The 12136-nt window shown below is 46.7% G+C and carries 12 protein-coding genes; 3 read left to right on the top strand and 9 right to left on the bottom strand.

The genetic code is table 11. The features are described from left to right. Positions 1-47: 47 nt before the first annotated feature. On the bottom strand, positions 48-683 hold the full coding sequence (locus AAC033_RS03300) for a cation diffusion facilitator family transporter (protein ID WP_339735359.1): 636 nt from the start codon (positions 681-683) through the stop codon (positions 48-50). Between the two features lie 63 nt (positions 684-746). Further along, on the bottom strand, positions 747-1721 hold the full coding sequence (locus tag AAC033_RS03295) for a polyprenyl synthetase family protein (protein WP_339735356.1): 975 nt from the start codon (positions 1719-1721) through the stop codon (positions 747-749). Positions 1722-1927: 206 nt separating this feature from the next. Here AAC033_RS03295 and AAC033_RS03290 point away from each other — a divergent pair, with 206 nt between their 5' ends. The 3 genes from AAC033_RS03290 (at position 1928) to polA (ending at position 5571) form a co-directional block, all read left to right on the top strand. Then, positions 1928-2233 (top strand): metalloregulator ArsR/SmtB family transcription factor, encoded by a 306-nt coding sequence (locus AAC033_RS03290; RefSeq protein WP_339735354.1) that lies wholly within the window; start codon positions 1928-1930, stop codon positions 2231-2233. Between the two features lie 95 nt (positions 2234-2328). After that, positions 2329-2778 (top strand): 6-carboxytetrahydropterin synthase, encoded by a 450-nt coding sequence (locus AAC033_RS03285; protein WP_339735351.1) that lies wholly within the window; start codon positions 2329-2331, stop codon positions 2776-2778. Positions 2779-2790: 12 nt separating this feature from the next. After that, the gene (polA, locus tag AAC033_RS03280) at positions 2791-5571 is read left to right on the top strand and encodes a DNA polymerase I (protein ID WP_339735349.1); all 2781 of its coding nucleotides are present in this window, start codon (positions 2791-2793) and stop codon (positions 5569-5571) included. A gap of 64 nt (positions 5572-5635) precedes the next feature. Here the strand turns inward: polA and AAC033_RS03275 are convergent, their stop codons facing one another. The 7 genes from AAC033_RS03275 to AAC033_RS03245 all read right to left on the bottom strand — a co-directional run bounded on the left by AAC033_RS03275 (position 5636) and on the right by AAC033_RS03245 (position 12127). Further along, complete coding sequence (locus tag AAC033_RS03275; protein ID WP_339735348.1) at positions 5636-6730, bottom strand: alkene reductase; 1095 nt, start codon at positions 6728-6730, stop codon at positions 5636-5638. Positions 6731-6777: 47 nt separating this feature from the next. Further along, complete coding sequence (locus AAC033_RS03270) at positions 6778-7365, bottom strand: TetR family transcriptional regulator C-terminal domain-containing protein (RefSeq protein ID WP_339735346.1); 588 nt, start codon at positions 7363-7365, stop codon at positions 6778-6780. 106 nt (positions 7366-7471) lie between these two features. Then, positions 7472-7603 carry a hypothetical protein gene (locus AAC033_RS03265; RefSeq protein ID WP_339735344.1) on the bottom strand — a complete coding sequence of 44 codons (132 nt, stop codon included), beginning with the start codon at positions 7601-7603 and terminating at the stop codon, positions 7472-7474. A 117-nt stretch (positions 7604-7720) separates the two neighbouring features. Next, positions 7721-8077, bottom strand: a complete 357-nt coding sequence (locus tag AAC033_RS03260) for a hypothetical protein (protein WP_339735342.1) — start codon at positions 8075-8077, stop codon at positions 7721-7723. 270 nt (positions 8078-8347) lie between these two features. Beyond that, a complete protein-coding gene (locus AAC033_RS03255; protein ID WP_339735340.1) occupies positions 8348-8533 on the bottom strand; it encodes a DUF2892 domain-containing protein in 186 nt (61 codons plus the stop codon). 15 nt (positions 8534-8548) lie between these two features. Beyond that, entirely contained in the window at positions 8549-8860 is a 312-nt protein-coding gene (locus tag AAC033_RS03250) for a hypothetical protein (protein WP_339735338.1), read from the bottom strand. 6 nt (positions 8861-8866) lie between these two features. Next, the gene (locus AAC033_RS03245) at positions 8867-12127 is read right to left on the bottom strand and encodes an efflux RND transporter permease subunit (RefSeq protein WP_339735336.1); all 3261 of its coding nucleotides are present in this window, start codon (positions 12125-12127) and stop codon (positions 8867-8869) included. Between the last annotated feature and the right edge of the window lie 9 nt (positions 12128-12136).

Below are 12136 nucleotides of genomic sequence, written 5' to 3'. Positions count from 1 at the left end.
GGGTTGCCGGAAGGTTGAAGACCGGATAAAAGGAACACTGCGACTGATCATTTACCAGCCTTGATATCCAGCAATGCGGCGCCGGACTCTTTCAGCAGGCCAACCGACCATTTAATAATCACCAGCGAGCTGACAATGGCGGCCAAGGTATCGATAAACGGAATATCCCAGATCATGGCGGCAGTAAGTCCCAGAATAGCTGAAACGCTGGTCAGCGCGTCGGCAATCACATGCAGGTAAGCTGCCCGGATGTTGTGGTCCGAATGTTCATGGTCGTGATGCAAAAGAAAGGCGCTGGCAATGTTCACCACCAAGCCGATAATAGCCACCAGAATGGCTTCCTTGTAAACGATATCGACCGGCTGGTAGAAACGCTTGACCGCTTCAACCACAATGACAAAGGCAAAAATCAACAACAGCAATCCGCTGCTATAGCCCGAAAGTGAAAGAATCTTTCCCGAATCGCCACTGAACTTTTCGCTTTTCGAAACTTTCCGAACCACGAGATAGGCCACCCAGCTTAAGCCAATCGCCAACACATGTGAGCCCATGTGGATCCCATCGGCCAGCAAAGCCATCGATTTTGTGATCAGTCCGAAAATAATTTCAACCACCATGGTTACTGCCGTTAGCAGCACCACCCATAAGGTTTTCTTTTCGTGTGTATGTTGATGTTCTATCATTTTGCAAGTCGTTTATCCGTTGACAGGAAACAAAAATGATTGCCCACGCAGGCCAGAATGAACCTACTTCTTTCTCGTAGTCACATAGTTGACCAATTCAATCAGTGCATTCCGCGAATCAGACTCCGGAAATGCGTTGATGGATGAAACGGCCCGGTCGCGATAAAAGTTCATTTGCTCGGTGGCATATTCCAATCCGCCCCGTTCCACCACCAAGTTCACCAGCTCTTGAACTTTGGCCGTGTTTTTATTTTTGCGCTTGACTTCGTGCAAAATCCGGCGTTTCTCCTTTTCTTCCGAATTGCTCAGCACATAAAGCAGCGGCAGGGTTATTTTTTTCTCCTTGATATCGTTTCCGGTGGGTTTTCCCAGTAACCCTTTGGCCTGGTAATCAAAAATGTCGTCCTTAATCTGAAAAGCGATGCCCACATCAATCCCAATTTGGAACATCTGCTCCACCACCGCTTCATCTTCAGTCACCGAAGCCGCCCCAATGGCCATGCTGGTCGCAATCAGCGAAGCCGTTTTCTTTTCAATAATTTCAAAATAGGTTTCGTAGTCAATGTCGAGCTTTCGGCTTTTACGCATTTGCAGAATCTCGCCTTCGCTCATATCTTTCACCGACCGGCTGATGAGATGCAGGAAGTTGTACTTTTTGTTGTCGATGTTGAGCAGCAGGCCTTTGGCCAGAATGTAGTCGCCCACCAACACGGCCAGCTTGTTTTTCCACAGCGCGTTGATCGAAAAACTTCCGCGCCGTTCATACGACTCATCCACCACATCGTCGTGCACCAGCGTAGCCGTGTGCAGCAGTTCAATCGACGAAGCCGCCATGTAGGTTGACTCGTTGAACCCGCCATTCATCTTCGCTGCCAGAAAGACAAACATCGGACGCATTTGCTTCCCTTTCTTCCGTAAAATATAATTGATAATCAGCGACAACAAAGGGATGTCACTTTGGATGGTTGCCTTGAAGTAATCTTCAAATGCTTCTAATTCATCTTTTATGGGTGCTTTAATGATATCCAAAGAGGTCATCTGTCCGTTTTTTGAACGCTTCAAAAATAGCAAATAAATTAAGTTTTTGTATGATCAATCAAAGTCTTACACAAATAATCCCCGAGATTGTTCGGGAGCCATCACCCTGAGGTATTTATAATCGTTCTAAAAATAGAAACAAGCGTCACTTTTGTTTAAGATGATATCAAATATTTATATATTTGCATTTGTAATTGTAAAAAATCATGATGCAGATACAGGAACTTGACCCGGACAGACTCGATATGGCAGCCAATATGCTTAAAGCGATTGCACACCCCATGCGTATTGCCATCCTCAAGCATCTTGAAGGTGGCAAAAAACTGACTGTCACCCAAATTCATGAGCTTCTGGGAATTGAACAATCCACGACGTCACACCACTTGGGAATTCTAAAGGATAAAGGGGTGTTGTGCTCACGTCGAGAAGGCAAAAATACCTTCTACTATTTAAAACACGATGTATTAAGTCAGGTGGTTGACTGCCTGGAGCGTTGCACTTGCGGAGAATAAAACCACGTTTAACGACAATATAAAAGCTGGCTGTTCGCCGGCTTTTTTTATTTATTAACCGGAAGTTCTTAGCTTTGCATCATTAAAATCAGACGATGACAAAGATCAGAGTAACCAAGCAATTTGGTTTCGAAATGTCGCATGCCCTGACCAATTACGACGGGCTGTGCAGAAATATTCACGGACATTCCTACAAGTTACTTATTACCATCCTGGGCGAACCGCTTTTTAAGGAAGGCGATCCCAAAGACGGGATGGTCATCGATTTCAGTATCTTAAAAAAGCTGGTTAAAAAGGAGATTGTGGAACCATTTGACCATTCACTGGTCATCAACAACCTCTCGGCTCACAACACGCTGCTTGAGTTAGGCGAATTGTACGAACGGCAACACCTGGTAAATTTTCAGCCAACTACGGAAAATATGGTTATTTTTATCGCTGATAAACTAAAGAAGCTTCTGCCTGAACATCTTGAATTATTTAGTGTTCGGCTTTATGAAACCAGCAACTCTTACGCTGAGTGGTTTGCTTCGGATAATAACTAAAACTTGAAAAGCATGCCTGAACAAAACACCAATAACCGTCTTTTTTTGCTCGATGCCTACGCATTGATTTACCGCTCTTACTTTGCCTTCATAAAAAACCCGCGCTACAACTCCAACGGGCTCAACACTTCGGCCATGCTGGGTTTTGTCAACTCGCTGGAGCAATTGTTGAATGCAGAAAACCCTACCCACATCGCGGTTGTCTTCGATGTGCATGCCCCCACCTTTCGTCACGAGTTGTTTGAAGCCTACAAAGGCACCCGCGACGAAATGCCGGAAGATATCCGAAAAGCCATTCCCTGGGTGCGTAAAATCATTGAAGCCTACAACATTCCAATTCTGGAGAAGGAAGGTTTTGAAGCGGATGACGTGATTGGAACGCTGGCAAAAAAAGGAGAGCAAGAGGGCTACCAGGTTTTTATGATGACGCCTGACAAGGATTACGCCCAACTGGTTTCGGAAAACATCTTCATGTATAAACCCGGGCGGGCCGGAAACGACGTGGAAATTTGGGGCGTGGACCAGGTAAAAGAGAAATTCGAAAGCGAAACACCGGAGCAGGTGATTGATATCTTGGGCTTGATGGGCGACTCGTCGGACAATATTCCCGGGTGCCCCGGTATTGGACCCAAAACAGCGATGAAACTGATTTCGACCTACCACTCGATTGATGGTATCTATGAAAACATTGACGACCTAAAAGGCAAGCAGAAGGAAAACCTGGTGAACCACGAAGAGCAGGTTCGCTTGTCGCGCAAGCTGGCCACCATTATTTTGGATGTTCCGGTTGAATTTGATGAAAAGTCGCTGACCAAAGACGCTCCCAACATTGAAGCCCTGCGAAAAATATACAACGAACTGGAGTTCCGAACCTTGGCCCAAAAACTGGACCCTCCAAAACAACAGGCCGAAGCGCGCTTTGAACAGGGCAGCTTGTTTGGTGGCAGCGAAGGAACAGAACCGGTTCTTCGGAAAGACCTAGCTAACATTGAAAATACCCCGCACACCTATTACCTGGTTGAAAATGCCATGCAACGGGCCAGCCTCCGGGCTGAGTTGTCGGTTCAGGACGAGTTTTGCTTCGACACTGAAACCACCGGGCTTGACACCCACTCGGCAGAATTAGTGTGCCTGTCGTTTGCATTTAAAAAAGGCGAGGCCTACTGTGTGCCCCTCCCCAAAAAGCGGGAAGAAGCATTAAAGATCGTGCAGGAGTTTCGGCTGATTTTTGAAGATGAAAACATCCGAAAAATCGGCCAAAACATCAAATACGACATCCTGATGTTAAAGCACTATGATGTGGAAGTGAAAGGCCCGGTGTATGATACCATGATTGCACATTACCTTATTCAACCCGAATTGCGTCACAACCTGGACTACCTGTGCGAAACCTACCTCGGCTATCAAAAGGTGGAAACCGAAAGCCTGATTGGCAAGAAAGGCAAAAACCAACAAAGCATGCGCCAGGCACCGGTGGACAAGCTAAAAGATTACGCCTGCGAAGATGCCGACCTCACGCTACAGTTGAAACTCGCTCTGGATCCGGAATTGGATAAAACCGGCGTTCGCTCCGTTTTCGAAGAAATTGAAATGCCACTGATCCCGGTTTTGGCCGATATGGAAATGGCTGGCGTAAGCCTGAACACGAAAGAGCTGGATGTTTTTGCTGAAAAACTCCGTCTACAGATTATCGATCTGGAAAAGGAAATTATTGAGCTGGCTGGCGAAGAATTCAATGTATCGTCACCCAAACAGCTGGGACCCATCTTGTTCGAAAAGCTAAACATCGTTAATAAGGCAAAAAAAACAAAAACCAAGCAGTATTCCACTTCCGAAGAAGTGTTGAGCAAGTTGATGGACAAACATCCGATCGTTCCCAAAATTCTGGAATTCCGGGGACTGAAGAAGCTGCTTTCCACCTACGTGGAAGCCCTGCCACTTTTGGTGAATGCCAAAACCGGCAAGCTGCATACCTCTTACAACCAGGCTATTGCAGCAACAGGACGGTTGAGTTCGACCAATCCTAACCTGCAAAACATTCCGATCCGCGACGAGAACGGCCGCGAAATCCGGCGGGCTTTCACCGCAACGGACGATAATCACCTATTCCTTTCGGCTGACTACTCGCAAATTGAATTGCGCATCATGGCCGCTTTGAGCAAAGACGAAAACTTGCTGGAGGCTTTCCGAAACAAGCAGGATGTTCACGCCACGACGGCTTCAAAAATCTTTAAAGTTCCGCTGGACGAAGTGACTTCCGACATGCGCCGCAAGGCCAAAACAGCCAACTTTGGGATCATTTATGGCATCTCGGCTTTTGGCCTTTCCGACCGCTTGAATATTTCGCGCACCGAAGCCAAAGAACTCATTGATGGTTACTTTGAAAACTTTGCCCGCGTCAAGGAATTTATGGATGAAAGCATCCAAGTGGCCCGCGACAAAGGCTATGTGGAAACCATTCGCGGACGACGCCGCTACCTGAAAGATATCAATTCGGCCAATGCCGTGGTGCGTGGGGTGGCCGAACGAAACGCCATCAACGCACCCATTCAGGGTTCCGCTGCCGACATCATCAAGCTCGCCATGATCAACATCTGGAATGAGCTGAAAAAGCGAAACCTGAAGGCTAAAATGACTTTGCAGGTGCATGATGAATTGAACTTTGATGTGCCCAAAGCCGAGCTGGATCAGGTGAAAGCCATTGTGAAGGAACAAATGGAACAAGCCGTTAATATTGGCCTACCGCTGACCGTAGAAATGAATGCTGCTTCGAACTGGATGGAAGCGCACTAAAAGCAAAACGAGACGGCTTTTTGAGGCTGTCTCGTTTTGGTATTGACATGGCTGAACAGTATCCTTACACTGCTTCTTGTTTCAGAAATGGATAATCGGTATAACCTTTTTCAGCGCCACCATAAAAAGTGTTCCGGTCGTAAGGATTCAGAACGGCACCAATGGCAACGCGCTTGGGCAAATCCGGATTGGAAATAAAATTGCGTCCAAATGCGACGGCATCAGCCCAGCCGTTTTCAACATACTCAATCGCGGTTTCTGTGTCAAAACCATCAGCTGCAATCAGCGTCCCGTCATAGCTTTTCCAGAGCTGCTTTTCTTTTTCAAAAACCGATTGGTCGTTAATTTCAGTCGCACGAGCCCGCACATAGTGAATGTAAGCCAGCTTCAAAGATTCCGTTTGCTGAAGCAGGTATTCGTACACCGGGTAAGCTTCCGGATCATAAACATCACCGGCAAAGGTAAACGGAGACAAGCGAATGCCAACTTTTCCCGCACCCCAAACTTCGATGAGCTGATCCAAAACCTCCAGAACCAGTCGCGCGCGGTTTTCAACCGAGCCCCCATATTCGTCGGTCCGATGGTTGGTTGATCCGTGCAAAAATTGGTTCAGCAAGTAGCCATTGGCCGAGTGAAGTTCTACGCCATCGAAACCGGCTTTCTTTGCATTTTCAGCCGCTTTCCGGTAATCGCCGATAATCGACCTGATCTCTTCGGTCTCCAAGGCGCGGGGCGTTTCATATGGAACTTGCTCCCAAGTGGCCGTCAAGGTTTTTCCACTCAACGGAACGGCCGAGGGTGCAACCGGCAAACCTTCGTTGGGATGAAAGGAAGAATGGGAAATTCGGCCCACGTGCCACAACTGCATAAAAATACGCCCACCTTCCTCGTGAACAGCCTCCGTGACCTTTTTCCATCCGGCCACCTGCGGCTCGGAATAAATGCCCGGCGTGGACGGATAGCCTTGTGCCTGCGGCGAAATTTGAGATGCCTCGGTCACAATTAGACCCGCAGACGCTCGCTGGCGGTAATACTCAACATTCAACACTGTCGGCGCCAGATCAGCATCAGCTCGCATGCGGGTGAGCGGCGCCATCACCAAACGGTTTTTCAACCTGTGATCTCCAAGGTTGAATTCTTCCAATAATTTGTTTTTCATTGCTTCCATTTTTTTAGACCGATCGGTCTGTTTTTATGTAAAAAATTTTATTCACTAATTTCCTCTATTTCATTTTGAATGAGTTTCGTAATTTGCTCTAACTGGGAGTTGCTATTTTCGATGCGGCTTATTAACACTGCACCTTCCAGCATGGTGTAAACTTTCAGTGCCAAAAGTCCGGCATCCACCGTAGGCTTAAATTCACCCAGCCCAATTGCATCGGTAATCATCTGTTTCAGCATTTCCTGTACTCCTCGTATGGTTTGTCTAACCCGCTCCCGAATAACGGGATTGGTATCGTCAGCTTCGGAACCAAAATTAATTACCGGACAGCCACCGTTTTCGTCCCGAAACTTGCCTGTCAGGGAAAAATCAAGGTAGGCCAGCAAACGAGCCTTTCCAGCCGGATAGCTGCTTAGATGAACTTTTAACTCCGAAGCGTAGCGCTGAGCCAGAAAATTGAAAGACTCCAGGCATATTTCCTCTTTGTTGTCGAAATTACCATACAGGCACCCTTTGGCCAGCTTAGTGGCTTCCATAATATCGCTGAGAGAAGTTCCCGCCATCCCTTTCCGATTGATAATCGGTGCCGCTTTCTCAATAATAAATTGCCTGGTTATTTCTCCTTTTCTCATAACAAAGTCTTAAAACAGACCGATCGGTCTATTTGTTCACAAAAAAAAATTAATCCCGAAGAAAAAAAGAGGCTGAACTCAAACGATCCAGCCTCTTGTTGGTTGATTATCCGATCAATCCATAATATCTCATCAAGACTTTTAGCAGAACCAATGCAGCTATAAAGCCAACCATTCCTATGCCCAGCCAAATAAAATCTTTGTTGTTCTTTTGAGGTGTCTTATCGATCGTTTCCATAATTTTTCCATTTAATTTTTCAACTTCATTTTTGATCCAGCTCGAAGCCGGAAATTCTTAAAGCCCGAGGTTTGTTAACCGATGCAGGCCGAGAGGGTGTTCGTATTTAAATGAAGGCTAACAAAGCAAGGCGTGTCCGCGGATAAACACCGGAACAGGCGCCTCATGATCGATTAAACAGAAGGTTAAACGAATGGGTTTTCTAAAACTAAAATCACACGGGACAAGTTGCGTAACATGTAAAAGCTGAAAATGCAAACGCTCTTCTTTCGTCACACTCTCAAAGCTGACGCTTTCCTTTCCCAAGAGGTAAATGGGTGGCAGCCCGGGTTTCTGAATGTCTCCCGGATCATCAGCAAAAGCGAGCTCCTCAACGACTGTTGCTGCACAGTCGGCCTGCTGCTTTTTCACAGCAACAAACACCAACAGGTAAGCTGCCGAAACAATCAAAATAAGCCGTAAAAGCTGAATCATCTTTGCCAATTTACTTTCAGCAAAGATAACGATGCTTTGCATCCGCTGTTCCGCAAGACCTGTTTTTTTTAATGGATAAAGACTCACGTTTGGATGGCGCTGCAGTAATAAAAAGAGACGTTGTCCAAAAAAGTAGCCACCAAGTAAGCCGTGTAATGAAAATCAGTTTCACCTCACCCCTAAAGAGAAGCTGATTCTCTACAACTTCTCTTTGACTATTTAAGGAGTTGCGGAAAATCTTTCGGCAACTTTTTGGACAACCTCATTGGTCTATTCTTTCACGCCTGCCTTCTTCAAGATCATTTCCAAAGGACAAAATTTGGTGAATGATGACTGAAACAGGTTAAAGCCCACAAAGGCAGCCAGGATCAGCCAGTTCAGATTAACCAGCACGGCCAAAAGTACGCTGAGGGAGACCAAAAATCCTGCAACAGCGCGTACAACTCGTTCTCTCATACTTTTCAATTTTGATTACACAAACTTTTCAACTCCAACGATATAGGCATTAATCGGACTCATTCCTTCAACGGTATGGTTGAATTCATCAATTCGTTCCAGCAGCTTATCAGCCTTATCGTCGGCCAAAAACATGAAGGACACCATATAGTTATAAGGATTCTTGCTGGCAGCAAACCAATTCGAAAAATCAGTGGTTCCGTCCGCTTGCTCCATAAAACCTTCCACGTCCATCTCGCTGTAAGCATTGATTTTAATCGCCTTAAAAATCTTCTCCAACTCAGGATGGTAAGCCTTTACGCATTGGATTATTACAAATTTCATCATGGTTTTTTAATTTAAAGGTTCTTTCTGTTCATCCTCACTACCCAGAGTCTCAGGTGTGCTTGCCACTGGCTCTTCCGTTGGGTATTTCTTTTTCTCAGTCATGTAATAGATCAGCGGAACAATGACCAGGGTCAAAAAGGTTGATGCGATTGATCCACCCATCAGTGAGATCGCCAGCCCCTGGAAAATCGGGTCAAACAAAATAACCACCGCACCAATTACTACCGTTCCCGCCGTCAACAGAATTGGCGTAGTCCGCACAGCACCGGCTTCAATGACTGCTTCTTTCAAAGGGACACCATCTGCTAACCGAAGGTTGATAAAGTCAATCAGCAGAATGGCGTTTCGGACCATAATCCCGGCCAGGGCAATCATTCCAATCATGGAAGTGGCGGTAAAAAAGGCCCCCATCAGCCAGTGGCCGATCAGGATTCCGACCAATGACAGCGGAATGGAAATCATCATGACAAACGGAACTTTGAAGTTCTGGAACCAACCAATAATCAATAGGTAAATGACAAGCAGAACTACGGCAAAAGCGGTTCCCAAATCGCGGAACACTTCGTAGGTTATTTGCCACTCGCCATCCCACTTCAAACTGTAGTCATCCTGCGTGAACGGTTGCTGAGTAAACTCTTCCGTTAATGTGTATCCTTCGGGCAACTGAATTTGATCCAGGTTTTCCGACATATTCAATATCCCATAAACCGGGCTTTCCAATTTTCCGGCAATATCGGCAGTGACATAAACCACCCGTTTTTGATTTTTCCGGTAGATGCTTTTGTCCTGGAGACCTTCTTCAACTTCCACCACATCGCCCAATGCGACCACCTGTCCGGTTTGGCTCAGGATATTCACTTTCTTCAGGTCATTGACCCCGGAGCGCTCCATTTCCTTAAACCGAAGGACAATCCCAACTTGCTCATGCTCTTTTTCCTGGTAAAGCTGGGTTACCTCGTGTCCACCCAAGGCCATTTGTAAACTATGCACCACTTGCTGGGTTGACAACCCAAGCAAGGCTGCTTTTTCTTTCATGACATTGAATTTATATTCATGCTGATCATCCTCCATGTGCCAGTCAATGTCGACAACATCGGCTGTTTGGGCAAACAATTCCTTAACTTGACCAGCCACTTCCATCTGCCCTTCGTAGTCAGGCCCATAAACTTCAGCAACCAGGGTCGACATGACCGGCGGGCCTGGCGGAACTTCAACTACTTTTACATTGGCGTGGTATTTCGCACCCAATCGTTGCAGCTCGGGACGCATCAGTTTGGCAATGTCATGGCTTTGCAGCTCGCGGTCGCCTTTGTCGGTCAGGTTCACCTGGATATCAGCCACATTCGATCCGCTGCGCAGGTCATAATGGCGAACCAATCCGTTAAAATTCATGGGCGAAGCCGTGCCAACATACGTTTGGTAGTCTACCACATTTTCCTGCTGCGCGATGTAAGCCGCCAGCTCTTTGGCAACGACAGCCGTCCGCTCAAGGGTTGTTCCTTCCGGCATATCAACAATCACCTGAAATTCATTTTTGTTGTCAAACGGGAGCATCTTTACAGCCACCGCCTTAAAATAAACCAAGGTTGTTGAAGCCAGCAAAAGCACCGTAACCCCAATAATGAAAGTCCAACGTTTCCACGGCGACTCCAACATGGGTTTCATCGTTTTGGCATACAGTTTATATATGATCGAATCTTCCAAACGGAACGCCTTCTCATTCTTGTCTTCTTTCACGTTAAACCGAAGCAAACGATAAGCCAGATATGGTGTAATCGTCAGGGCAACGAGCAAGGAGAAAATCATAGCAATGGAAGCACCAATAGGCATTGGGCTCATGTAAGGCCCCATCAAACCAGATACAAAAACCATGGGCAGTACCGCCGCAATTACGGTGAAAGTAGCCAGAATAGTCGGGTTGCCCACCTCGTCAATGGAGCGGATGGCTGCCTGGATGAACGGCAACTTCTTCATTTTAAAGTGCCGGTGCATGTTTTCAGCAATAATGATGGAGTCGTCCACCACAATCCCGGTCACAAAGACCAATGCAAAAAGGGTAATTCTGTTCAGCGTGTAATCTAAAAAGTAATAGCTGAACATGGTCAAAGCAAAGGTGATCGGTACCGAAAGGAAAACGACTAACCCTCCACGCCAGCCCATGGCCAACATCACGACAAAGGTAACGGCGACGATGGCGCCCAGCAGGTGCATCAACAGTTCGGCTACTTTGTGCGAGGCGGTCTCCCCGTAGTTCCTCGTCACGTCCACATGCACATCAGCCGGAATCAAACTGCTTTCCAAAATCTCAATCTTTTCCAAAATGGCGTCCGCAACTTTCATGGCATCAGCGCCGCGACGCTTGGCAATTGAAATGGTAACGGCCGGATATTCACCCCGGTATTCATTTTTTTGCTCATGAATATCGCCAAAACCAAAGTTCACATACTGAATCGGTTCCTGCGGACCATCGAGCACTTCGGCCACCTGCTTTAAGTAAACCGGGCTGCCGTTGTGAATCCCAACCACCAAGTTGGCGACATCGTCGGAGTTCTTCAAAAATGCTCCGGCTTCAACCAGGTATTCCGTGTCGTTATTATTGAATGAGCCAACATTGAACTGCTCGTTAGCCAATTGAATTTTTTGCGCAATACTAAGGGCATCAACATGGAAGCCAGCCATCTGCTCATTGTTCAACACTACCCGAACCTGACGCGAACGCCCCCCAATGACTTTCGTTTCGGAGACATCGGTCACCTGTTCAATTTCGTTATTGACTTCCTGTGCAATCCGCTTCAGCTCGTAATCGTCGTAATTTTCACTCCAAAAGGTGAGCCCGAGCACCGGAACATCATCAATCGACCGGGTTTTCACCAGCGGCAAGCTAGTTCCCTTCGGCATTTGATCCATGTGTTTCATGATCTCGTTGTACATTTTCACCAACGAACGCTCAATATCTTCGCCCACATAAAACTGGACAATCAACATGGCCTGTCCCGGCATGGAAGTAGAATAGACATATTCCACTCCGGGAATGTTGGACACAACTTTTTCAAGGGGTTGTATCACGCGCGACTCAATCTCTTTGGGGCTGGCTCCCGGATAACGAAAGAAAATATCGGCAATAGGAACGTCGATTTGTGGTTCTTCCTCGCGGGGAGTCAAGTAGGAGCTGTAGATTCCGATCGCCAAAAAGGCAATCATCAGCAGCGGGGTCAGTTTCGAATTTATAAATTGTTTGGCGATACCGCCTGCAAATCCTGTCTTCATGTTTCTTTC

Origin of the sequence: uncultured Sunxiuqinia sp. (assembly GCF_963974515.1) — a bacterium.
GTDB lineage: Bacteria > Bacteroidota > Bacteroidia > Bacteroidales > Prolixibacteraceae > Sunxiuqinia.
Note: the sequence above shows the minus strand (reverse complement) of the source record. Positions and strands in the feature narration are given on the sequence as shown.

What these genes read in the sequence shown, in the direction of transcription:
- AAC033_RS03300 (WP_339735359.1), bottom strand. Translation starts at nt 683, where the DNA reads ATGATAGAACATCAACATACACACGAAAAGAAAACCTTATGGGTGGTG.
- AAC033_RS03295 (WP_339735356.1), bottom strand. Translation starts at nt 1,721, where the DNA reads ATGACCTCTTTGGATATCATTAAAGCACCCATAAAAGATGAATTAGAA.
- AAC033_RS03290 (WP_339735354.1), top strand. Translation starts at nt 1,928, where the DNA reads ATGATGCAGATACAGGAACTTGACCCGGACAGACTCGATATGGCAGCC.
- AAC033_RS03285 (WP_339735351.1), top strand. Translation starts at nt 2,329, where the DNA reads ATGACAAAGATCAGAGTAACCAAGCAATTTGGTTTCGAAATGTCGCAT.
- polA (WP_339735349.1), top strand. Translation starts at nt 2,791, where the DNA reads ATGCCTGAACAAAACACCAATAACCGTCTTTTTTTGCTCGATGCCTAC.
- AAC033_RS03275 (WP_339735348.1), bottom strand. Translation starts at nt 6,730, where the DNA reads ATGAAAAACAAATTATTGGAAGAATTCAACCTTGGAGATCACAGGTTG.
- AAC033_RS03270 (WP_339735346.1), bottom strand. Translation starts at nt 7,365, where the DNA reads ATGAGAAAAGGAGAAATAACCAGGCAATTTATTATTGAGAAAGCGGCA.
- AAC033_RS03265 (WP_339735344.1), bottom strand. Translation starts at nt 7,603, where the DNA reads ATGGAAACGATCGATAAGACACCTCAAAAGAACAACAAAGATTTTATT.
- AAC033_RS03260 (WP_339735342.1), bottom strand. Translation starts at nt 8,077, where the DNA reads ATGATTCAGCTTTTACGGCTTATTTTGATTGTTTCGGCAGCTTACCTG.
- AAC033_RS03255 (WP_339735340.1), bottom strand. Translation starts at nt 8,533, where the DNA reads ATGAGAGAACGAGTTGTACGCGCTGTTGCAGGATTTTTGGTCTCCCTC.
- AAC033_RS03250 (WP_339735338.1), bottom strand. Translation starts at nt 8,860, where the DNA reads ATGATGAAATTTGTAATAATCCAATGCGTAAAGGCTTACCATCCTGAG.
- AAC033_RS03245 (WP_339735336.1), bottom strand. Translation starts at nt 12,127, where the DNA reads ATGAAGACAGGATTTGCAGGCGGTATCGCCAAACAATTTATAAATTCG.